Consider the following 21,649-nt stretch of genomic DNA (forward strand, 5'->3'; position numbering starts at 1 on the left):
GCGAGCCCGACTCCCTGTCCCCCCACGGGCAGGGAGTCGGGCTCACGGAGCCGAGGTCAGGCCGCCGGCAGGACGCCCGTGCGGGCGACCTCCGCGTACCAGCGGGCGCTGGCCTTCGGGATGCGGGTGCCCGTCGGGTAGTCGACGTACACGGCGCCGAACCGCTTGCTGTAGCCGTGCGCCCACTCGAAGTTGTCGAGCAGGGACCACAGGAAGTAGCCGCGGACGTCGGAGCCGTCGAGGATGGCGCGGTGGACGGCGGCCAGGTGGTCGCGGACGTACGCGATGCGGGCGGGGTCGTTGACGTTGCCGTCGGGGTCGGCGTAGTCGTCGAAGGCGGCGCCGTTCTCGGTGATGACCAGCGGCAGCTTCGGGAAGTCGTGCGACAGCCTGCGCAGCAGGTCGTACAGGCCGGTGGCGTCGACGGCCCAGCCCATGGCGGTGCGCTCGCCGGGGGGCTGGTGGAAGGCGACCTTGTCGGCGGCCGGCCAGGGGCTGTGCGGGCTGTTGCCATGGCCGTCGGAGGTGTGGGTGCCGCTGCCGTCGGTCTCGGAGACGACCGTGGGCGTGTAGTAGTTGACGCCGAGGAAGTCGAGCGGCTGGTTGATCTGCTCCAGGTCGCCGTCCCTCACGAAGGACCAGTCGGTCAGGCCGGCGGTGTCCTTGAGGAGGTCCTCCGGGTAGGCGCCCTGCAGCATCGGACCGGTGAAGACGCGGTTGGCGAGCGCGTCGATACGGCGGACCGCGTCCGCGTCGCCCTCGGTGCCGGTGAGCGGGCGGACGTGGTGGATGTTGAGGGTGACCGAGCACTGGGCGGCGGCCGGGAGGCGGTCGCGCAGGGCCTGGACGGCCAGTCCGTGGCCGAGATTGAGGTGGTGGGCGGCGCGCAGCGCGGCGACCGGGTCGGTGCGGCCGGGGGCGTGCACGCCGGAGCCGTAGCCGAGGAAGGCGCTGCACCAGGGCTCGTTGAGGGTGGTCCAGGTCCGCACGCGGTCGCCGAGGGCGTCGGCGGCGAGGGCGGCGTACTCGGCGAAGCGTTCGGCGGTGGCGCGCTCGGGCCAGCCGCCGGCGTCCTCCAGCTCCTGGGGCAGGTCCCAGTGGTAGAGGGTGGCGACGGGCTGGATGCCCTTCTCCAGCAGCTCGTCGGCCAGCCGCCGGTAGAAGTCGAGGCCCTTCTGCACGGCGGGACCGCGTCCGGTGGGCTGGATGCGGGGCCAGGCGAGGGAGAACCGGTAGGCGCCCAGGCCGAGTTCGGCCATGAGGGCGACGTCCTCGCGCCAGCGGTGGTAGTGGTCGGTGGCGATGTCACCGGTGTCGCCGTTGCGGACCCGGCCCGGCGTGCGGGCGTAGGTGTCCCAGATGGACGGGGTGCGTCCGTCCTCGGAGGCGGCGCCCTCGATCTGGTAGGAGGCGGTGGCCGAACCCCAGAGGAAGCCCTTGGGGAAGGTGCGGGCGGCGTCCGGGGCGGACGCGGTCTGCTGTGCTGCGGTGACCACGTGAGTCCTTTCGGGGTGGCGGGGGTCGTTCGCGGGGTGTGCGAAGAGCCCGGTGAGGGGGTCGGAGCGGGGCCTGCGGGGAGCGGTCAGCCCTTGACGGCGCCGGCCATGATGCCGCTGACGATCTGGCGGCCGAAGACGATGAACATCGCCAGCAGCGGCAGGGTGCCGAGCAGCGCGCCGGCCATGATGAGCGACTGGTCGCGGACGTAGCCCGCGCTGAGCTGGGTGAGCGCGACGGGGACGGTCGGGTTGGTCATGTCGAGCACCACGAACGGCCAGAAGAAGTCGTTCCAGGCGTGCACGAACGTGATCATGAAGATCACGGCCATGGCGGGCCGTGCGACGGGCAGCACGATGCTCCAGAAGATGCGCAGCGAGTGCGCCCCGTCGACCCGGCCGGCCTCGACGAGTTCGTCGGGCAGCGCCTCGGAGAGGTACTGCCGCATGAAGAACACGCCGACGGCGCTGACCAGGGTGGGGAAGATGACGGCGGGCAGCTGCTGCGACCAGCCGAGCTCCGACATCATCATGAACAGCGGGACGACACCGAGCTGCGGCGGCACCATCATGGTGCCGATCACCAGCATGAGCAGGACGTTGCGGCCCTTGAACCGCAGTTTGGCGAAGGCGAACCCGGCGAGCGTCGCGAAGAACACCGTGGACAGGGCGATCACACCGGCCACGATCGTGCTGTTGATCATCGCCTTGCCCATGGCCGCCTCGTCCCAGGCACGGGCGAGGTTGCTGAACAGGTTCGGGCCGGGCAGGAACGGCGGCGGGGTCTGGCTGACCCGGGTGTTGTCGGTGGAGGCCGCCACCATCGTCCAGTACAGCGGGAAGATGGACAGGATCGCCATGATGGCGAGCAGGATGTAGGCGAGCGGTCCGGCGTGGTGGGTGCGCCCGGCGCGTTCGCGCAGCAGGCGGCGGCCGCCGCGGCCGGCCGGCTTCTCGGGTTCGGTCCGGGCCGGTGCGTCCGTCCGGGCCGGGAGGCTGTGGATGGTCATGGCGTCTCCAGGTCAGGACGTGCGGGAGCGCAGGCGCTTGATCAGTCGCTGCGCCACGAAGGCGAGGACCAGCAGCATGAACATCGCCCAGGCGACGGTCGCCGAGCGGCCCATCTGGTAGTTCTTCCAGCCCTCCTCGTACAGCAGCAGGCCCAGCGTCTGGTACTGGTTGTCCGCGCCGCCGGTGACGCCGTTGGGACCCTGGCCGAAGATCAGCGGCTCGCCGAACAGCTGGGTGGCGCCGATCGTGGAGAGCACGATGGTGAAGACGATGGTGGAGCGGATGCCGGGCACGGTGACGTGCCGGAACTGCTGCCAGCGGGACGCGCCGTCCAGGGAGGCGGCCTCATAGCGGTCGGCGGGGATGGCCTGCATGGCGGCCAGGTAGAGCAGGGCGTTGTAGCCGGTCCAGCGCCAGATGACGATGGTGGAGATCGCGACCTGGGCGGGCCACTTGTCGGCCTCCCAGTTCACCGGGTCGACGCCGATCAGGCCGAGTCCCCAGTTGATCATGCCGAAGTCGCGCTCGAAGATCATGGTGAAGACGAGCGCGGCGGCGCCGACGGACGTGGCGTACGGCACCAGCGACGCGACGCGGAAGAACAGCGAGGCGCGCATGCGGTAGTTGAGCAGGTGCGCCATGCCCAGGGCCATCAGAAGCTGCGGCACCGTGGAGATGACGCCGATGGTGATGGTGTTCTGAACGGCGTTCCAGAACCGCGAATCGCCCCACAGGTCGACGTAGTTGTCGAACGCCACCCACTCCATGACGTCGAGCGTGGCCAGTTCCACGTCGTGCAGGGAGATCCACGAGGTGTAGACGAGCGGGTAGAAGCTGAACGCGGCGAAGACGACGAAGAACGGGGCGACGAACGCGTACGGGGCGCCCTTGACGTCAAGACGGTGCAGCCAGGCGCCGCGCCGCCGTGAGGTCTCCTTGCCGTCCCGCGAGCGGGACGGGCCCGGCGGCTCCTCGCCGGCCAGGGCCTTGGTGGTGGAGGTGGCCACCGGACTTCCTTCCTGAGAGCGAATGGGGAGCCGTCCCGGGCCCGCTGGGGGCAGCGGGCCCGGGACGGCCGCGGGGCGACGGTCAGCGGACCGCCTTCTCGATGCGCTCCGCGGTGGTCTTCCAGGCCTCGTCGCGCGGCGTTCCCTGCTCCACCAGGGCCAGGCCCTGGGAGAAGGTGTCCTTGATGGTGCCGTCCTTGCGGCCGAGGACCTGCTTGTCCGGGATCTCCTGCGCCGCGGCGCCGAAGATCTGGCCGAGCGGCGCGCCGCTGAAGTACTCGTTCTTCACGGCCTTCACGGACGGGTCCTCGAGGGCCTTCTGCGAGGACGGGATGTTGCCGAGGTCCTTGAAGATGCGGGCCTGCTGCTCGGGCGCGGTCAGCCAGGCGACGAGCTTCTGCGCCTCCTCCTTCACCGGGCTCTTCTCGATCACGCCGAGGAAGGAACCGCCCCAGTTGGCGCCCTTCGGAGCGCGGGCGACGTCCCACTTGCCCTTGTTGACCTCACCGGCCTTCTCGCTGATGTGGCTCAGCATCCAGGCCGGGCACACCGCGGTCGCGAACGTGCCGTTGGCCAGACCGGGGTCCCAGCCGGGCTGGAACTGGCGCAGCTTGGCGGTCAGGTCCTCGTCGGCGGCGTCAGACGCCAGCTCCCAGGCCTCCTTCACGGCCGGGTTCTTGTCGTGGATCAGCTCGCCCTGCTCGTTGTAGTACTGCTCGGGGTAGCCGTAGACCATGGCGTTGAACAGGCCGCTGGCCGAGTCGGTGTAGGCGACGCCGTCGCCCTTGAAGTTCTTCTTGAAGGTGCGGCCGACCTCGACGTACTTCTGCCAGTCGCCCGCCCACAGCTTGCCGACCTCTTCGCGGTCGGTGGGCAGGCCGGCCTTCTCGAAGTAGTCCTTGCGGTAGCAGACGGCCATCGGGCCGATGTCGGTGCCGAGGCCCAGCACCTTGCCGTCCTCGGTGGTGATCTGGGACTGCTTCCAGGGCAGGAAGTGGTCGGTGCCCGCCATGCCCGCGAAGTCGGCGAACATGTCGGCCCGGGTCTCGGTGATCTCCTTGGCGCGGCCGATCTCGATGCCCTGGATGTCCTTCAGGCCCTTGCCGGCGGCGAGCTTGGTCTGCAGCGCGGTGTAGTAGGTCTGCTCGTCACCGGCTATCTCGGCCTTGATCGTGACGCCGGGGTTGTTCTTCTCGTACTCCTCCAGCAGGCCGGTTTCCTTGATCCCCATGACGCCGAACATGCCCATGGTGATGGTGACCTTGTCGCCGTCCTTGCTGCCACCCGTGACCGAGTCGCTGTCGCCGCTGCAGCCGACGACGAGCGAGAGCGCGCCGACGGCCGCGGCTGTCGCCACCGCCTTCCTGCGCAACGAACCGAGAGTGCCCATGGATCTCCTCCTAGCGACGGCGCTGACACATCGGAGTGACGAGGTCTGCGATGACTACAGCGGATCTTGGTCGAGGTGGGAACGTGCCCAACTCCGGGTGGGCACGTTCCCACCGCGTGACGAAGACTTGTAGCAGCGGCGCAATCTGTCAATAACTTGAAAGCAACTTCCGTATGCCGGACGGGCCCTCCGTTCGTCTTCCGGACCCTGGGGGGTGATCCGCCGGGGCAGGCGTCTGCAAGAATTGCCGCAGGTCACCTCCGCGGCAGAGAACGCCGCCGCGGCCGCTGAGGGGGGAGTGCATGACCGGCAACCGCCGTCCCACGATCAAAACCGTCGCCGCCCGCGCCGGCGTGGGTCGCACCACGGTCTCCCGCGTCGTCAACGGCTCCGACCTGGTCAGCGCCGACGCGCGGGCCCGGGTCCTCGCGGCGATCAAAGAACTGAACTACGTCCCCAACTCGGTCGCCCGGGGCCTGGTCACCAACCGCACCGACGCCGTGGCCCTGGTGATCCCCGAGTCGGAGAGCCGGCTCGGCTCGGAGCCGTTCTTCGCCGCGCTGATCCGCGGCGTGAGCGGCGCGCTCGGCGAGAGCGGCACCCAGCTGCAGCTCATGCTGGTGCGCGACCAGGCCGAACGCGACCAGCTCACCGAGTCGGTGGCCACCCGCAGGGTGGACGGCGTGCTGCTGGTCTCCGTCCACGCCGAGGACCGGCTGCCCGGCATCCTCGAGGAGATGGGACTGCCCACGGTGCTCGCCGGCCGCCGCGACGCGGGCGAGCAGCTGAGCTACGTCGACTCCGACAACGCCGGGGGCGCCGTTGAAGCCGTACGGCATCTGCTGGGCCGCGGCCGCAGGCGGATCGCGACGATCACCGGCCCGCAGGACATGGACGTCGGCCGCGCCCGCCTCGCGGGGTGGCGAACGGCCCACCAGGAAGCGGGCGTTCCGGCGGACGAGTCGCTGATCGAGACGGGTGACTTCTCCGAGGACAGCGGCGGTCGCGCCATGCGTTTGCTTCTTGAACGCGCTCCGGATCTGGACGCCGTGTTCGCCGCCTCCGACCTCATGGCGGTCGGCGCGCTGGCCGAATTGCGCCGGCGGAAGCGCCGGGTGCCGGACGACGTCGCCGTGGTCGGCTTCGAGGACTCGGTGCTCGCCCGGCACACCAACCCGCCGCTGACGACGGTGCGCCAGCCGGTGGAGGAACTGGGCCGCACGATGGCCCGCATCCTCACCGACATCACCCTGAACGACGGGCCCCGGCAGCAGATCACCCTGCCCACGGAGCTGGTCGTCCGCGAGTCGTCCTAGGGGCGCGAGGTGTCACGGGGCCGGCTGCCGCCGCTGCTGCTCACGGCGGCCGGGGTACTGGGTGCGGCGGGCCTGCTCGCCCACGGGAGCACCGTCCCGGCGGTCGCGGCCCCGCCGGCGTGCCTGGTGTTCGCGGTGGTGAACTCATAGCTGCTCTTCCCGGCCGCCCTCGGCACGGAGGAGGCGCGGCGCCGCAGCCGGGAGGACAGGCGTCCGGTGATCTACTGGCGGCCGGGGTGCCGGTACTGCAGGCGGCTGCGTTTCCGGCCGGGCCGGGACGCGCGCCGGGGGCACTGGGCCGACATCCGGCGCGGCCCGGCCGCCGCGGCGGTGAGGGCGGTCGCGGACGGGAACGGGACGGTGCCGACGGTCGTCCTGCCGGACGGGGAGGCGTACGTGGATCCTGACCCGGAATGGGTGCGCGAGCGGTTGTGACGGGCGGGGGCGTCGGTGGCCGCCGGGCTCGTCGGTGCGGGCCGTCCCCCGTCTCCGTCGGGTCCGGGTCCCCGACGGCGTGGACGTCCTTGACCTCCACCCCGGTGACGCCGCGGCCTTCGGGGACACCGCGCGGGTCGCCGATGTTCGGCTCGGACCACGACGCGGGGTCGAGCTGGTGGTCGGCCCAGACGCAGGTGTGCGGGAGGAGGTCGGCGACCGGGACGGCGAGGAGGCCGTCGGCCGTGCCCACGACGACCTTCAGGGCCGGGAAGTAGTCGAGGAGGACCTGGCGGCAGCGGCCGCACGGCGGGACGACTCCCCGGTCGCGGTCGCCGACGGCGGCGATCGTCTCCAGGTCGTAGGCGTCCTGTGCGGCGGCCGTTCCGACGACGACCGGTTCGGCGCAGGGACCGCCGGTGAAGTGACAGGCGTTCACGGCGGTGACGGTCCGGCCGTCCGTGGCGCGGGCCGCCGCGGCCATGGTGTGGTTGTCGCCCCGGCAGCGGGTGCGGGCGACGTGCGTCGCGGCCGCCACGAGTTCCTGGCCGACGTCGTGGGTGTGCATGGCCCGGCGTGCCTTCCGTCGTTCCTGTGGGGTACGGGGCCCTTGAACCGGGGACCGCAAGCCGGTGTCGGTGTCAGGTGTGGCCGGGGTCGGTCAGCCAGGCCACGAGGGTGCGCCAGCGCTCCGGCTGGTCCGTGTCGCGCGGCCCCACCAGGTACACCTCTTCGACGAGGTTCTGCGCGCGCAGGCCGTGGCGCGCGGCGAAGGAGCCCACGGCGCCGTAGGTGAGGTCGAGGTCGTCGTGCGGGCCGCAGTGGGTGGCGACGACGGCCGTCCTGCTCGGCAGGTCCAGCTCGCGCACGGTGGCCGGGGCTCCCGGGGGCAGGGGTGTCTCGGCGGGGAGGTAGACGGTGGCGTGGCCGTGCCCCTCGGTGAACAGCTCGTGCGCGTAGCGGCCGCCCGGCGGGAGCACCGGGCGGTGTCCGACGGCGGCGTCGAGGTCACGCATCGCCGTGTCGTACCAGTCCAGGCCGGCTCCCTCGGGGACGTCGAGGGACACGGCGTGGACCCGCTGGGGCGGGAGGACTTCCAGGATCACCGTCCGTTCCGCGCCGGGGTCGAGGAGTTCGCGGAGCGCTTCGACGGCGCGCTGGGTGCGGCCGAGCCGGTCCTCGAGCCGGCGCAGGTGGGCGGTCACGACCTGCCGGGCCGTCTCCCGGTCCGCCGCCCCGCCGCGGGCGCCGGCCTCCGCCTCGAGGAAGCGCCGGAGGTCCGCCAGGGGCAGGTCGAGGTCGCGGAACCGCCGGACGGTCTGGGCCGGGCGGACCTGCTCGGGCGAGTAGTAGCGGTAGCCCGTCACCGGGTCGACCTCGGCGGGGACCAGCAGGCCCTGCTCGTGGTAGCGGCGGAGCGTGCGGATGCTGAGGTGGGTGATGCGGGAGAACTCCCCGATGGTGAGTCGCTCCGTCATGGTGATGCTCCTGGCGGCCGGGTCCGGTCCCGGGACCGGCCGGTACGGGTCCGGTCCCGGGGTGGCGGTGCGTGGTCAGGGGGTGATCTCCAGCCGGGTGATCCTTCCCCGCGCGTCACGTTCGAACGCGAAGCGGAGCGTCACCGGGCTGCCGGGGAAGTCCCCCGACACCTCGGCGACAACACGGCAGGCGGCCGCCGTGCCGGTGACCTCCCGTACGTCGTACTCCACGGGCGGGACCTGGTCCCGCCAGCGGCGCACCTCCGTGAGTCCCCGGTGGGTGCGGCCTTCGTCGCGTACGACGGCATTGTCGTCGAAGAGCGCGAGGTACCGCGCGTGGCCGGCGGCCGTGGCCGCGGCGACGTACTCCTCGACGAAGGACCGGGCCTCGCCGGTGGTCCCGGTCCGCGGGGTGCTGCGCATGGTTCCCTCCTCCGTGCCGGCGGCCGTTCGCGTCCGGCTCATACGGTGCGGACGGTGCCGCCGTCGACGGTGTACTCGGCACCGGCGACCGCGGCGGCGCGGGGTGAGGCGAGGAAGGCGATCACCTCGGCCACCTCCTCCGGCTCGGCGGGCCGGCCGAGGGGGATGCCGCCGAGAACGCTCATCAGGTCGTCGAGGGCGGCCTCGCGGGTGATGCCGCCCTCCCTCATCCGGCGGGCGAGCAGCTGCTCGGCGCCGTCGGTGCGGATGAAGCCGGGTGCGACAGAGTTGACCCGTACGCCCGCCGGGGCCACCTCGTTGGCGAGCCCCTTGCTGTAGGTGGTCAGGGCGCCCTTGGCGGCGGCGTAGGCCAGGGTCGAGTCGTGCAGCGGCATCCGGCGCTGGATGGAGGTGACGTGGACGACGGCGCCCGAGCCGCGGGCCACCATGCCGGGGAGCAGGGCCCGGTCGAGGCGGACGGCGGACAGGAGGTTGAGTTCCAGTTCGCGCTCCCACAGCGTGTCGTCGAGAGCCGCGAAGCCCCCGGCCGGGGAGTCGGAGCCGCCCACGATGTGCACGAGGACGTCGGGGACGCCGACATGTCCGGCGACGGCCGCGGCGGACGCGGCCACACCCTCGGCGGTGCCCAGGTCGCCCTGGACGAAGAGGGCGTCGCCCGCCTCCGGCTTCGTACGGGCGATGGTGACGACCTGGGCTCCCGCCTGCCGGAGCCGTTGTGCCGTCGCCAGTCCGGCGCCCTTGCTGCCGCCGGCGACCACGGCGACGCGTCCTTCGAGTTCGGTGTCGTTCATGTCCGCCACCGTGGGGCCTCCCCCGGGGGGAGACTCAAGCGCGCTTCGACGGCGGCCTCGTGCCGTCGCGCGCAATAGTCATGGACACGCTGCACCGGCGATGGGGTAGGGTCCGGAAGCCGATCACTCGTTTGTGATCATCTCGCGGCGTTCCCGGGGAGGGAGCGCCGCAACTCCACCGCATTCCCAGGGGGCCTTCATGGCTTTTTCACCCGTGCCCATGAAACCGATGCCCGGGCCCGGACCGGTGCTGCGCTCACCGCTGGGTCTCGCGCACGCCGTGACCGCGCTGCTGGCCGTCGTGATCGTCGCCGACGTGACGCACTTCGGGGCGGCGGCGTACATGCGGTCGGTCATGGGTGACGTGGCCTCCGGCGGCGCGGGCGACGTCGACATGGGCGCGGTCGACCGGGCGGACACGGCGGTCGCCTCGTCCAGCCTGCTGTACCTGATCGGCGTGGTCGGGACGGCGACGCTGTTCATCATCTGGTTCCACCGGGTGCGTCACAACGCGGAGGTGTTCGCGCCGGACACGCAGCGCCGCACGCCGGGCTGGGCGATCGGCGGCTGGTTCATCCCGTTGGCCAACCTGTGGATCCCGCGCGGCATCGCCCAGGACGTCCTGCGGGCCAGCCAGCCCGACCCCTACGCGTCCGAGCTGCGGCACCACCGCCTGCTCAACGCCTGGTGGGGCATGTGGATCGCGTCGAACCTCTTCGACCGGCTCGCCTCGGAGAAGTACGACGCGGCCGAGGACCCGCAGGCGGTCCACGACGCCGCGGGGTGGCTGATGGCCGGGTCGGTCCTCGACCTCGTCTCCGCGGTGCTGGCCCTGCTGTTCGTCCGCAGGCTGACGGCGGCTCAGAACGCCAAGGCGATGGCGGGGCCCGCGTTCCCGCCCGCGCCGCAGCACCCGGCCGCCGGGGGCCCGGTCCCCGCCGCCGGGGGCCCGGTCCCGGGCGCGTGAGGGCCGGCGTCGGGCTCATGGCGCGCCGCGTACGTCCGACGCGCGCCGCGGGTGTCCGACGCGCGCCGCGCGTCTAACGCCCCGCGTGTGCGCACGCCCACGCGGACATGCCCTGGATCCGCGCGAGGCGTTCGGCCACCGCGATCTGCTCCTTGCGCGTGGCGAGGTCGGCGCGCGGGGCGTACGTGAGTCCGCCGGCCGCGACCCAGCTCGACTGCGAGAACTGCAGTCCGCCGTAGTGGCCGTTGCCCGTGTTGGCCTTCCAGTCGCCGCCCGACTCGCACTGGGCGATGGCGTCCCAGTCGGTTCCGGGGCGGGCGGAGGGGGAGGCGGCGGCCTCGGTCGTGGTCGTGCCGAGGGCGGTCGCGGCGGCCAGGACCATCAGAGCGGCCCGGACACGCATCCCGGACGCACGGCGCTCGGTGACCTGAGGGACGGTTCGTCTCGATGTCATAGGCCCACTGTTATGTCACCCGGGGCCGTGACGGCATGCCGGCCGCCGGCTCGCTACGCCGGCCGGGGGACGCGGTGTCCGCGTCCGGGTGAGCGCGGAAGGGACCAGCCTGCCTGTCATTCCCTTGACCGGAAGGTGAGTTCGTGGACGCGGCACAAGGCGGCATGGCAGGGGCCGGCGGCGCACAGGCGCCGCGCGGACGGACGCGCTGGGGCGTGGTGACGGCGGTCCTGGGACTTCCGGCGCCGGCCCTGGGCGTCCTCCTGCTGATGAGGGCGGTCCGGGTGCTGGTCTCCTGACCCCCGGCAGGATGCGGCGGTCCGGCTGCCCGGTCAGGCCGCGGCCTCGGCGGCTTCCTCGACACGGCGGCCGAACGCGGGGACGCCCCGGCGCGCTGCTCCCGTCGCCGGCGGGAGCAGCGTCTTGCCGACGCCGTGCCCTTCGAGCACGTCGGACAGGCGCACCCTGGTGCCGCCCTCCGGCGTGGGTCCGAGGCCGTACCCGCCTCCCTGCGCGGTGACGGAGTGGTGCGACACCTCGTGCCGGCGCACGCGCGTGGTGCGGTCGGCTCACTGATCCGGAAGTCGTGCCGGGAGCGCGTCCCGGCGTCCTTCACCGTGCTGTGGAACACCGTGCCCGGATGCGGCAGGCGTGCGGTCGTCGTCGTGGATGCGCAGGTGCGCCGGGGTCAGCCGGTGGCGGCGTGTTCCTTCCGTATCGCGGCCGCCGTGGACGCGGGGTCGTAACCGTCCGGGACGCCGTCGATCAGAATGATGTCGCCCTCGATGTGCCGGGAGCGCAGCGGTGCGATCTCCCGGTAGGCGGGCGAGTCCCACCAGTCCCGCGCCTCGGTGAGCCCGGGGAAGGCGATCATCACCACGTGTCCGGGCCAGGCGCCCTCCTTCACCTCGTGCCCGGTGGCGTGCACCAGGAAGCGGCCTCCGTACGGCTCCAGCGTGGCGGGGAGGCGCTCCATGTACTCCGCGATGTCGGGGTGCGGTGCGGCCGGCCGCAGGTGGGCGATGGCGTAGGCGGTCATGGTGTCCTCCACGGTGCGTCGGTCGGTCGTGGTACGCGGTGATCGTGGCACCGGACCGGGGGCGGGGTCGATGACCTCGGAGGTAAGGGAGCGGGGTACGCGTGCCGACCGTGCGGGGACGGCCGGTCGGCGGTGTCCGTCACCCGTACGAGCGCACCGGGCGGACGGGTGGGGCGACAGCGGGGCCGTGCGACAGGCGGCGCGTCGGGGTGCATAGGACAGTGGGGACCATGAACCGTCACCGTCGCCCGCCCCGGCGCGCCCCGTGGATCGCCGGCGGCGCCGCCGCTCTGGTCCTGGGCGGCGTCGGCGTGTGGGTGTGGGTGGCGCAGGACGACGGCACTCCGAGCCCGCGGCCGTCCGCCTCGACCGATCTGACCCTCCCGACGCTGGGCCCGCTGCCGACGCCGACCTCCGAGACCTCCCCGCCGTCCACGGCGGAGGCGACTCCGACGGGCACGGGGGCGCCCGTTCCGACGGCGTCCCGTCCCGGCGGGGCGGCCGAGCCGAGCGGAGGACCGGCGACGCGGCCGTCGCCGGGGCAGGGGCGGACGCAGCCGCCGGGTGTGCCGGACCAGGGGGCCGGGACCGGACCGGCCGTGCCGGACGGCGGTGCGAGCACCCGGCCGGAACCTCCGCCGGGGCAGGACACCTCCGAGGCCGCGCCGTCCAGCCGAGGGCCGGGGCTCGTGCCTCCGCCGCCCGCCTCCACGGGCGGGGCGGGGACGGGCACCGGCACGCCGGACGCGCCCCAGGCCCCGGCACGGTCCGCGGCACCCGAGGCCCCGCGCCGGTCGGCGGCTCCCGAACCGGCCGCGCCCTCCACGCCCCCGGGAGCCGCCCCCCGGACCACGACGACGCCGTCCGGACCGCGTATCCCTCCGCCGCCGGGTTCCGGGACGCGTGTTCCTCCTGCGCCGTCAGGGACTGAGACGCGTGCCCCCCGGCCCTCCGGCACGGCTCACCCGTCGGCCCCCTCCGCGCCGGAGCGGCCGACCGGGAAGGCCGCACCCGAACCCACGTCGACGGGGGTGACCGCGAAGCCGACCGCCAAGCCCGCCCCCGCCACCGAGCGGGGCCCCTCGGCCGCCCCGAAGCCGACCGGCGCCCCCGCCACCGCGACGACCACCTGGCACACCTCCCCCGCCGCGACCGACGCCGCCCGGCGCATGGCCGCCGCGGGCACGGTCGGGGACCCCGTCTGCGCCATGGCGGCCGTGGGCCGGCCCGACCCCGCTCTGGTGCCGCACGAGAGCCGGATCGGGATCGGTCGCCACGGCACGTACTGGTGCCTCGTCTGGTGATACGGACCGGGCCGTCAGCGCGTAGGCTGCCCCCGGTACGAACACGGCTGCGCGGGGGAGCTCATGACGGCTGGGACGGCACCGAGGTGGGAGTCGGCACTCGAAGCGGTGACGGTGTACGCGCAGGGCGCGCTGTGCCGCCGCGTCGCCCGGGGCACGGTCCCGGCGGGCGGACAGGTACGGGTGACGGGACTGCCGCGCTCGCTCGACCCCCACTCGCTGCGCGCCCGCGTCCTCGGTGCGCCGGGTGCGCGCGTCACCGAGGCGCGGGCGGAGATCGACGCCGAGCCCGTGGACGCGGACGCGGAGGACGAGGCACGGCGTGAGGTGGACCGGCTGCGCGAGGCGTACGACGTCGCGCGGACCCGGCGCGACCGGCAGCTGACGAGGATCGAGGAGGTCGGCGGGCTGCGTCCGGTGCCGCCCGGCCGCAAGCGGGACGACCCGCACCGCCGCACCCCGGTGGACGCCTGGCTGGAGCTGGCCGACTTCGTCGACGAGCGCCTGACGGCCCTGCACGGCCGGCTCCGCGAGCTGGAGGACGAACTCCGCCGCGTCGAGCACGAGTTGGAGCTCGCTCACGACCGGGTCGAGCGCGCGAGCACCGACGCGCCGGCGTCCGGGGTGGCCACTTCGTACACGGCGGTGCTGACCCTGCGGGGCGCGGGTGAGGCGCAGGCCGAGGTCGAGATCGAGTACGGGGTGCCCGGCGCCGTATGGGTGCCGACGTACCGCCTGATCCGCCGTCAGGGCGAGGACGGCGGACGGCTGGTGCTGCGTGCCTCGGTCGCCCAGCGGTCCGGCGAGGACTGGACGGGCGTGCGGATCGCCTTCGCCACCGCCGACCTGCGCCGCCGTACCGGTCTGCCGCGGCTGCGGTCGGTGCGCATCGGCCGCAGCCAGCCCGCGCCCGCTCCGTCCGGGTGGCGGGAGCCCCCGGCGGGGCTGACCGACCTGTTCGCCGGGTACGACGCGGCGGGTCCCCGGCCGGAACCGGATGTGTCCGGCGGGGCGGCGGCGGGCCGGATCGGCGCGGGCGGTGCCGTCGAGGACACCTGCGTCGGGGCCGCCTACGGTGCTCCGCCTCCTCCCCCGCCTCCGCCGGCGCCCTCCGCCCTGCCCGGCCCCGGCGCCGCGTACGGCGCGGCACCCCAGGGCTTCGGCGGCCCGGCCGCGCCGGGTTCCGCGCCCGTCCCGGACCGGCCGCGGCCCCGGGCGCGCACCGGTTCCGGCGCCCGCGCGGCCGCCGCGCCCCGCGCGGGCGGAGAGGCTCGTGCGGCCACGCCGGAGGCCGCGGGTGGGGCCCTCTTCGCGCCCGCGCCCGTACCGGGGCCGCCCCGGCCGGACGACGCCGAACTCGACTACGCGGCACTGGTGTTGAGCGGCCCGGACGAGCCGTGGGACCGCCGGGGCCGGCTCTTCCCCGGCTCGGGCCCCGACCTGGTGACCGCCGAGTACCGGCGGCGCGCCGAGAGGCCGGCCGCGCTGCCGCTGCCCGGGCACGCCGTGCGGCCCCGCGAGTCGGCGGGCTCCTTCGACCACCGTTACGACGCCGCGGCGCCCGCCGACATCCCCTCGGACGGCGCCTGGCACACCGTCACCGTCGGCGAGATCCCGGTGGGCCTGCGCACCGAGTACGTCTGCGTGCCGGCGGTGGAGCAGACCGTGTACGCGACGCTGGTGCTGTCCAACGCCACGGACCAGGCGCTGCTGGCCGGCCCGGTCGAGGTGAGCGTCGACGGGGAGTACCAGCTGACCGCCGCGCTGCCCACCCTCGCTCCGGGCGGTGCGCGCCGGCTGGGGCTGGGTCCGGCGGAGGCCATCGGCGTGACCCGGCGGACGCACCTCACCGAGTCGACCGCGGGCCTGCGCAGCAACGTCACCGTGCTCGACCACCGCGTCCACGTGGAGCTGGCCAACCGGCTCCCGGCGCCGGTCCGCGTGGAGGTGCGCGAACGCGTGCCGGTCACCTCCGAGGCGGACGTGCGGATCGAGGAACGGGCCGGCTGGACCGCGCCCGAGGACACCGCGGACCGGGAGCGGCACGCCCCGGGCACCCGGATCTGGCGGGTCGACCTGCCGGCCGGCGGCACCACCGCCCTCGACGGCGGCTACGAGATCAGGATCCCGGCCGGCAAGGCCCTGACCGGCGGCAACCGCAGGAGCTGACACAGAGATGACCACGTCATCGGAGCCGATCGCCCTGACCCCCCTCCCCGTCACCGCCGTCACCTGCACCGAGGACCGCGCGCACGTCGAACGCACCGCGGCGCTCGAACTGCGTACCGGCACGCAGCGGTTGACGCTGGGACCGGTGAGCGCCCTGGCCGTCGACCGGACCCTGCACGCCGAGCTGACCGCCGGTTTCCCGGCGACCGTGCTGGACGTGCGGATCGTGCGCGCGTGGACGCCGCGCGGGCCGGAGCCCTCCGACGACGACTCGCCGCTGCGCCGCCGCGTGGCCTCGCTGAAGGAGGAGCGGCTGGTGCTGGAGCAGCGGCGGGACCGGCTGAAGGCGCGCGGGGACGCGCTCGGCCGGCTCGCCGCCGATCTGCTGCGGGAGATCGGCGAGGGCGCCGGGTTCGGCGAGGCCGAACGGGACCGCTGGGCCCGCGAGCTGGACCGGGTGGACGAGGAGCGCGAGCAGCAGGCCGAGCGGCTGCGCGCGGCGGAGGCGCGGCTGTCGGCCCTCTCCGACGACCTGCGCGAGGCCGAACAGGCTCTCGTCGAGGCCGAGACGGAGCCCGCCGGACTGGCCGGGCACGTCGAGCTGACCGTGGAGGCGTCCGGCGCGGGACCGGCGGAGCTGCGGCTGGGCCATCTCACCCCGTGCGCGCTGTGGCGGCCTGCCTACCGGGCCACGCTGGACGGGGAGACGCTCACCCTGGAGACGGAGGCGATGGTCTGGCAGCGCACCGGCGAGGACTGGTCCGGCGTACGGCTGACCCTGTCCACGGCGCGCTCCTCGGCGGCCACGGAGCCGCCGGTGCTGGGTGAGGACCGGCTGACGCTGCAGGACCGCTCCCCCGAGGAGCGCCGCACCGTCCGCGTGGACCTGCGGGAGGAGGACGTCGCGGACCTCGGCCCCGCCCCCGTGCTCGGGCTGCCGGGCGTGGACGACGGCGGCGAGGTGCGCGTCCTGCACGCCCCCGGCCCGGTCTCCGTGCCGGCCGACGGGCGCGCCCACCGGGTGCCGGTGTCGTCCTTCACCACGGCCGCGCGCAGCGAGTACGCCTGCGCCCCGGAGCTCTCCCCGCTGGTCACGCAGGTGGTGCGGTGCGACAACCGGTCCGGGCACGCGCTGCTGGCCGGGCCGGTGGACCTGATCCGCGGCAGCGGGTTCGCCGGACGCGGCACGCTGGACTTCACCGCTCCGGGGGCCGCGGTCGAGCTGGCCTTCGGCAGCCGGGACGACCACCGTGTCGTACGCGAGACGGAGGAGACCCGTGACACCGCGGGGCTCACCCAGCGGACCGTGCTCACCCGGACCGTGCGGCTGCGTCTGTCCCGGTTCTCCGCGCCGGACGAGCAGGACGAGCGGGTGGTCGTCGTCCGGGAGCGCGTCCCGGTCTCCGAGGTCTCGGCGGTGGAGGTGCGTGTCCGGCGCGACGACTGCTCGCCCGCTCCTGGCTCGGTGGACCCGGACGGCATCGCCCGCTGGGACGTGCGGCTCCCTCCGGGCGGGCACCGCACGCTCACCCTCGTCTACGAGGTCTCGGCGAGCAGCAAGGTCACCGGTCTCTGACCGGACGCTCGCTCCGTCTCACCCCGGCCCGCACGGCGTACACGCCGTGCGGGCCTTCACATGAGCTTGACACGTACAGGTCTAGGAAGACGGGAGCTCTTGCTATACAGTTCGTCAGCAAGCGGGTGGGTTACCCGCGGTAATGGCGTACGGACTCGACTCGAGGAGGCCCCGGCATGGCCCTGACCACCTCCCGGGCACAGCGCCCGGACCAGCCCTCGGACGACGACGTGGCCCGCCGGCTGCTCGACTCGTCCGCGCGGCTCTCCTACGACCCGCTCACCGAGGTCGACTGGGACACCCCGCTGGACAAGGACTTCCACGGCGCCAGCCCGGAGTGGAGCACGCTCTACGGCACGGCGTACTGGGACGAGATGAGCGACGCCCAGCGCAAGGAGCTGACGCGGCAGGAGGCGGCGTCCGTCGCCTGCACCGGCATATGGTTCGAGATGATCCTCCAGCAGATGATCCTGCGGGACGTCTACTCCAAGGACCCCACGGACGACACGTTCCAGTGGGCGCTCACCGAGATAGCCGACGAGTGCCGGCACTCGATCATGTTCGCCCGCGGCGCGAAGAAGCTCGGGGCTCCGGCCTACCGCCCGCAGCGGGTCGCGGTCGAGCTGGGCCGGCTGTTCAAGACCACCGCCTTCGGCGAGGCCGCCTACGCGGCGATCCTGGTCGCCGAGGAGGTCCTCGACGTCATGCAGCGCGACTGGATGCGCGACGAGCGGGTCGTCCCCTTCGTCCGCACCATCAACAACATCCATGTCGTCGAGGAGTCGCGGCACATGATGTTCGCGCGCGAGGAGACCCGCAAGCACCTCGCCCGTGCGGGGCGCGTGCGCCGCCGCGTCCACGCGGTGATGATCGCGATCGCCGCGTACGTCATCGTCACCAGCATGGTGAACCCCGAGGTGTACGCCAACGCCGGCCTGGACGGGAAGCGCGCGCTGCGCGAGGCCCGCGCCAACGAGCACCACAAGTCCATGGTGCGGGCGAGCTGTTCGGGCCTGATGGAGTTCCTGTCCTCGTGCGGGCTGCTCACCCGGCCCGCGCTCTTCTTCTACCGGCGCGCCCACCTCATCTGACCACGTACAGCCTGCCCCACCGGGCCCTCAGCGGAGCGGACGACCATGGCCTTCGCGATCACCCAGACCTGCTGCAACGACGCCACGTGCGTGTCCGTCTGCCCGGTCAACTGCATCCACCCGACGCCGGAGGAACGCGCCTTCGGCAGCACGGAGATGCTGCACATCGACCCGAAGAGCTGCATCGACTGCGGCGCCTGCGCGGACGCCTGCCCGGTGGACGCCGTCTTCCCGGTCGACCGGCTGACCGGGGCGCAGCGGGAGTACGCCCGCATCAACGCGGCCTACTTCGAGACCGAGGAGCACCGGCCGGAGCGGGCCGACCGGGGGCCCGTGTTCCACCCGTGGGGCGCGCCGTCGTTCGACCGGGTGCTGCCACCGGACTTCGGGCCACTGCGGGTCGCGGTCGTGGGCACCGGTCCGGCCGGGATGTACGCGGCGCGGGACCTGCTGCTGCACACCCCCGCCGAGGTGACGCTGATCGACCGGCTGCCGGTCGCCGGCGGTCTGGTGCGGTACGGGGTCGCGCCCGACCACCCGTCCACCAAGAAGGTCGGCGAGAGCTTCGCCCGCTTCCTCACCCACCCGCGGGTGCGGCTGTGCCTGGGCCTGGAGGTGGGCGACGGTGTCACCGCGGACGAACTCGCCGCCCATCACGACGCGGTGGTCTACGCCGTCGGCGCGCCGGAGTCCCGGCGGCTCGGCGTCCCGGGTGAGGACCGGCCGGGCAGTGTCGCCGCCACCGAGTTCGTCGCCTGGTGCAACGGGCACCCCGACGTCGCCCCGGACGCCTTCGGCCTGTCGGCCGGACGGGTCGTCGTGGTGGGCAACGGCAATGTCGCGCTGGACGCCGCACGCCTGCTGGTGTCCGGCCCGGCGACGCTCGAAGGGACCGCGATCGCCCCGCACGCACTGAGGGAGCTGCGGCGCAGCAAGGTGCGCGAGGTGGTGGTGCTGGGCCGCCGCGGCCCCGAGCACGCGGCCTACACGCGCACCGAGTCGAGCGCCCTCAAGCACCTGGCCGGCGTCGAGCTGCTCGTCGACGACCACGACCCCGCCGTGGGTGCGGCGATCGACGCGGCGGCGCCGCACGGCAAGGCCGCGGTGCTGAAGGACGTACGGCGGGAGGCCGTCGACTGGTCCCTGCCGCCGGCGGCGGACGGCCCCCGGCGCATCGTGTTCCGCTTCCTGTCCGCGCCCGTCGAGGTGTGCGGGGAGGAGTCGGTCCGCGCCGTGCGGGTCACCGGCGCCACGGGTGAGACGGAGATCCCGGCCGGCCTGGTCCTCCGCGCGGTCGGCCATCGCGGGGCGCCTCTCGCCGGCCTCCCGTTCGACGAGTCCACGGGCACCGTGCCGAACGACCGGGGCAGGGTGACCGGCCGACCGGGCGCCTACGTCGTCGGCTGGATCAAGCGAGGCGCCACCGGCGGCATCGGCGCCAACCGCGTCTGCGCGACCGAGACGGTGGGCTCCCTGCTCGCCGACGCGGTGGCGGGCAGGCTGCCCACGCCGACGGGCAGCGCACGGGCGTTCCGCCGACTGGCACGGCGCAGCGGGCGCTGACGCGCGCGGTGACCCGGCCTCCGGGTTTCCGGGGCGGTGCGCGTGTGACGCCGTACCGGTGATCGGTGGACGTGCGGGATGCGCGCGTCACCGAGGTCGCCGTCGCCGGGAGGGGCACGGGAGCCGGATCCGTCGTCCGAACGGGGCGAGGGAGAAGGGAGAGTGCCCGCTGCTGCGGCGGACCGTCCGGCGGGCGGGCGACGCACGACGGGTGGACGGCGTTCCGGAAGGCCGTGGTCCTCGCCGTGCACGGCGGCAACGCCAAGGCGGCGGCGCGCCGGCGACGCGGGGCCGCGACAGCCGGGGGCCGGACCCACGATTGAGACGAGACGGGTCGTCTTGCTAGGGTGGGGTCATGCGCCACTACCACTTTCTCTGAGTCCGGGCGCGGCCGACGCCGCCGTCATCGCCCGCCGTCACCTCTCTCACCTCAGGGAAAGTCTCATGCGCGAACGCGCCCACACGCTTGCGCCCGCCCTCGCGGCGCAGCTGTCCGTCAAGGACGTCACCAAGTCCTACGGCCCCCGCACCCTCCTCGACCAGGTCTCCTTCACCGTCCGCCCCGGCGAGCGGGCGGCTGTCATCGGGGAGAACGGCGCCGGGAAGTCCACCCTGCTGCGGCTCCTCGCCGGGGCCGAGACGCCGGACGACGGGGAGATCACCGTCGTCTTCCCCGGCGGGTCCGGGCACCTCGCCCAGACGCCGGTGCTCGAACCCGACCGCACCGTGCAGGACGCCGTCGACCACGCGCTCGCACCACTGCGCGCCGTCGAGCGCGGGCTGCGCGCGGCGGAGGAGCGCCTCGGCGAGGCGTCCGAGGCCGGACTCGCCGCCTACGGCGACCTGTTGACCGCGTACGAGCAGCGCGACGGCTACCGGGCCGACGCGCGGGTGGACGCGGCGATGCACGGGCTGGGGCTGACCGGCGTCACCCGTGACCGGCTGCTCGGCTCGCTCTCCGGCGGCGAGCAGTCCCGGCTGGCGCTCGCCTGCGTCCTGGCCGCGGATCCCGAACTGCTGCTGCTGGACGAGCCGACGAACCACCTCGACGCGGCCGCGGTGCACTGGCTGGAGGAACGGCTGCGCGCGCACCGCGGCACCGTCGTCGCCGTCACCCACGACCGCCCGTTCATCGAACGGATCGCCACCACGATCCTGGAGGTCGACCGGGACACCCGCTCGGTCCACCGGTACGGGGACGGCTGGGACGGATACCGGGCGGCGAAGGCGGCCGCGCGGCGCCGCGCCGAGCAGGCCCACACGGAATGGCTCGAAGAGGTCGCCCGCACCGAGGAGTTGCTGGAGGCGGCGGACAGGCGGCTGTCCACCACCGGTGGCGACCCGCGGCAGGGCTTCGGCAAGCACCGCCGCTCGCACGAGGCGAAACTCGGCGGCCAGGTGCGAGCCGTGCGCGAACGGCTCGCCCGGCTGCGCCGCGCGCCGGTGCCCGCGCCGCCCGAGCCGCTGCGGTTCACCGCCGCCCCGGCGACGGCCGACGGCGATCGGCCTCCCGCCGCACCCGCACTCGCCGAGCTGGAGGGGGTGACCGTCGGTGAACGGCTGCGGCTGGACGGGAGGCTGACCGTGGAGCCCGGGCAGCGACTGCTGGTCACCGGCGAGAACGGGGCCGGCAAGTCGACCCTGCTGCGGGTCCTGGCGGGCGACCTGGAACCGGACACGGGATCGGTGCGCCGCCCAGCCGCCGTCGGTCACCTGCCGCAGGAGCTGCCCGTCCGCGCGGGGCGGCTCCCCCTGCTCGCCGCCTTCGCCGCGCGGCGGCCGGGGCCGCTCGAGGAACACCGCGACACGCTGCTGTCGCTGGGCCTGTTCCGCGAGGAGGACCTGGCGGTGCCGGTCGCGGTGCTGTCGGCGGGGCAGCAACGGCGGTTGCAGATCGCGAGGCTGGTGACCCGGCCGGCGGACCTGCTGGTGCTCGACGAGCCGACCAACCACGTGGCACTCGACCTCGTCGAGGACCTGGAGACGGCGCTCGCCGCGTATCCGGGCGCGGTGGTGGCCGTCTCCCACGACCGCGGCTTCCGCGCGCGCTTCCCGGGCGAACGGCTCCGGCTGCGCGACGGCCGCCGGGTCTGACCGTCCCCGTGCGGGGCGCCCGTG

At 74.0% G+C, this 21,649-nt stretch carries 21 protein-coding genes and 1 pseudogene; 11 read left to right on the top strand and 11 right to left on the bottom strand.

The window, feature by feature from the left end; translation table 11 throughout:
* Positions 1-56 precede the first annotated feature (56 nt).
* The 4 genes from ACIQ8B_RS22625 to ACIQ8B_RS22640 form a co-directional block, all read right to left on the bottom strand.
* The gene (locus ACIQ8B_RS22625; RefSeq protein ID WP_290010458.1) at positions 57-1,496 is read right to left on the bottom strand and encodes a GH1 family beta-glucosidase; all 1,440 of its coding nucleotides are present in this window, start codon (positions 1,494-1,496) and stop codon (positions 57-59) included.
* 86 nt (positions 1,497-1,582) lie between these two features.
* Positions 1,583-2,506, bottom strand: a complete 924-nt coding sequence (locus tag ACIQ8B_RS22630) for a carbohydrate ABC transporter permease (protein ID WP_290010459.1) — start codon at positions 2,504-2,506, stop codon at positions 1,583-1,585.
* Between the two features lie 12 nt (positions 2,507-2,518).
* Complete coding sequence (locus ACIQ8B_RS22635; RefSeq protein WP_403549086.1) at positions 2,519-3,514, bottom strand: carbohydrate ABC transporter permease; 996 nt, start codon at positions 3,512-3,514, stop codon at positions 2,519-2,521.
* An 82-nt stretch (positions 3,515-3,596) separates the two neighbouring features.
* Positions 3,597-4,904 carry an ABC transporter substrate-binding protein gene (locus tag ACIQ8B_RS22640; protein WP_403549088.1) on the bottom strand — a complete coding sequence of 436 codons (1,308 nt, stop codon included), beginning with the start codon at positions 4,902-4,904 and terminating at the stop codon, positions 3,597-3,599.
* Between the two features lie 302 nt (positions 4,905-5,206).
* Between ACIQ8B_RS22640 and ACIQ8B_RS22645 the strand changes: the two genes are divergently transcribed.
* The 3 genes from ACIQ8B_RS22645 to ACIQ8B_RS22655 all read left to right on the top strand — a co-directional run bounded on the left by ACIQ8B_RS22645 (position 5,207) and on the right by ACIQ8B_RS22655 (position 6,655).
* The gene (locus ACIQ8B_RS22645) at positions 5,207-6,220 is read left to right on the top strand and encodes a LacI family DNA-binding transcriptional regulator (protein ID WP_290010464.1); all 1,014 of its coding nucleotides are present in this window, start codon (positions 5,207-5,209) and stop codon (positions 6,218-6,220) included.
* A gap of 9 nt (positions 6,221-6,229) precedes the next feature.
* A complete protein-coding gene (locus ACIQ8B_RS22650; RefSeq protein ID WP_403549252.1) occupies positions 6,230-6,370 on the top strand; it encodes a hypothetical protein in 141 nt (46 codons plus the stop codon).
* A gap of 66 nt (positions 6,371-6,436) precedes the next feature.
* Positions 6,437-6,655 carry a hypothetical protein gene (locus tag ACIQ8B_RS22655; protein ID WP_403549254.1) on the top strand — a complete coding sequence of 73 codons (219 nt, stop codon included), beginning with the start codon at positions 6,437-6,439 and terminating at the stop codon, positions 6,653-6,655.
* A gap of 169 nt (positions 6,656-6,824) precedes the next feature.
* Here ACIQ8B_RS22655 and ACIQ8B_RS22660 read toward each other — a convergent pair.
* From ACIQ8B_RS22660 to ACIQ8B_RS22675, 4 genes and pseudogenes are all read right to left on the bottom strand, one after another.
* Positions 6,825-7,223: pseudogene (locus tag ACIQ8B_RS22660) on the bottom strand (cytidine deaminase family protein); the annotation flags it as partial.
* A gap of 73 nt (positions 7,224-7,296) precedes the next feature.
* A complete protein-coding gene (locus ACIQ8B_RS22665) occupies positions 7,297-8,133 on the bottom strand; it encodes a MerR family transcriptional regulator (RefSeq protein ID WP_403549090.1) in 837 nt (278 codons plus the stop codon).
* Positions 8,134-8,208: 75 nt separating this feature from the next.
* Positions 8,209-8,556, bottom strand: a complete 348-nt coding sequence (locus ACIQ8B_RS22670; protein ID WP_403549092.1) for a nuclear transport factor 2 family protein — start codon at positions 8,554-8,556, stop codon at positions 8,209-8,211.
* A gap of 38 nt (positions 8,557-8,594) precedes the next feature.
* A complete protein-coding gene (locus ACIQ8B_RS22675; RefSeq protein ID WP_106410969.1) occupies positions 8,595-9,368 on the bottom strand; it encodes an SDR family oxidoreductase in 774 nt (257 codons plus the stop codon).
* Positions 9,369-9,588: 220 nt separating this feature from the next.
* Here ACIQ8B_RS22675 and ACIQ8B_RS22680 point away from each other — a divergent pair, with 220 nt between their 5' ends.
* Positions 9,589-10,335: a DUF4328 domain-containing protein gene (locus ACIQ8B_RS22680; RefSeq protein WP_403549094.1), complete on the top strand. Its 747-nt coding sequence runs from the start codon at positions 9,589-9,591 to the stop codon at positions 10,333-10,335.
* Positions 10,336-10,408: 73 nt separating this feature from the next.
* Here ACIQ8B_RS22680 and ACIQ8B_RS22685 read toward each other — a convergent pair whose 3' ends face one another.
* A complete protein-coding gene (locus tag ACIQ8B_RS22685; RefSeq protein ID WP_403549237.1) occupies positions 10,409-10,738 on the bottom strand; it encodes a transglycosylase family protein in 330 nt (109 codons plus the stop codon).
* 194 nt (positions 10,739-10,932) lie between these two features.
* Here ACIQ8B_RS22685 and ACIQ8B_RS22690 point away from each other — a divergent pair, with 194 nt between their 5' ends.
* The gene (locus ACIQ8B_RS22690; protein ID WP_403549096.1) at positions 10,933-11,088 is read left to right on the top strand and encodes a hypothetical protein; all 156 of its coding nucleotides are present in this window, start codon (positions 10,933-10,935) and stop codon (positions 11,086-11,088) included.
* Positions 11,089-11,121: 33 nt separating this feature from the next.
* Here the strand turns inward: ACIQ8B_RS22690 and ACIQ8B_RS22695 are convergent, their stop codons facing one another.
* On the bottom strand, positions 11,122-11,340 hold the full coding sequence (locus ACIQ8B_RS22695; protein ID WP_403549098.1) for a hypothetical protein: 219 nt from the start codon (positions 11,338-11,340) through the stop codon (positions 11,122-11,124).
* Positions 11,341-11,477: 137 nt separating this feature from the next.
* Positions 11,478-11,828, bottom strand: a complete 351-nt coding sequence (locus ACIQ8B_RS22700; protein WP_403549100.1) for a DUF1330 domain-containing protein — start codon at positions 11,826-11,828, stop codon at positions 11,478-11,480.
* Between the two features lie 1,031 nt (positions 11,829-12,859).
* Here ACIQ8B_RS22700 and ACIQ8B_RS22705 point away from each other — a divergent pair.
* From ACIQ8B_RS22705 to abc-f, 6 genes are all read left to right on the top strand, one after another.
* Complete coding sequence (locus tag ACIQ8B_RS22705) at positions 12,860-13,132, top strand: hypothetical protein (protein ID WP_403549102.1); 273 nt, start codon at positions 12,860-12,862, stop codon at positions 13,130-13,132.
* Positions 13,133-13,195: 63 nt separating this feature from the next.
* On the top strand, positions 13,196-15,301 hold the full coding sequence (locus tag ACIQ8B_RS22710; protein ID WP_403549104.1) for a DUF4139 domain-containing protein: 2,106 nt from the start codon (positions 13,196-13,198) through the stop codon (positions 15,299-15,301).
* Between the two features lie 7 nt (positions 15,302-15,308).
* Positions 15,309-16,877 (top strand): mucoidy inhibitor MuiA family protein, encoded by a 1,569-nt coding sequence (locus ACIQ8B_RS22715; protein WP_403549106.1) that lies wholly within the window; start codon positions 15,309-15,311, stop codon positions 16,875-16,877.
* Positions 16,878-17,053: 176 nt separating this feature from the next.
* Positions 17,054-17,968: a diiron oxygenase gene (locus ACIQ8B_RS22720; protein ID WP_290010506.1), complete on the top strand. Its 915-nt coding sequence runs from the start codon at positions 17,054-17,056 to the stop codon at positions 17,966-17,968.
* A 45-nt stretch (positions 17,969-18,013) separates the two neighbouring features.
* A complete protein-coding gene (locus tag ACIQ8B_RS22725; RefSeq protein WP_403549108.1) occupies positions 18,014-19,531 on the top strand; it encodes an FAD-dependent oxidoreductase in 1,518 nt (505 codons plus the stop codon).
* A gap of 444 nt (positions 19,532-19,975) precedes the next feature.
* Positions 19,976-21,625: a ribosomal protection-like ABC-F family protein gene (gene abc-f, locus ACIQ8B_RS22730; protein WP_403549110.1), complete on the top strand. Its 1,650-nt coding sequence runs from the start codon at positions 19,976-19,978 to the stop codon at positions 21,623-21,625.
* The last annotated feature ends 24 nt before the right edge of the window (positions 21,626-21,649 follow it).

This window comes from Streptomyces sp. NPDC096105, from assembly GCF_044763335.1.
Classification (GTDB): domain Bacteria; phylum Actinomycetota; class Actinomycetes; order Streptomycetales; family Streptomycetaceae; genus Streptomyces.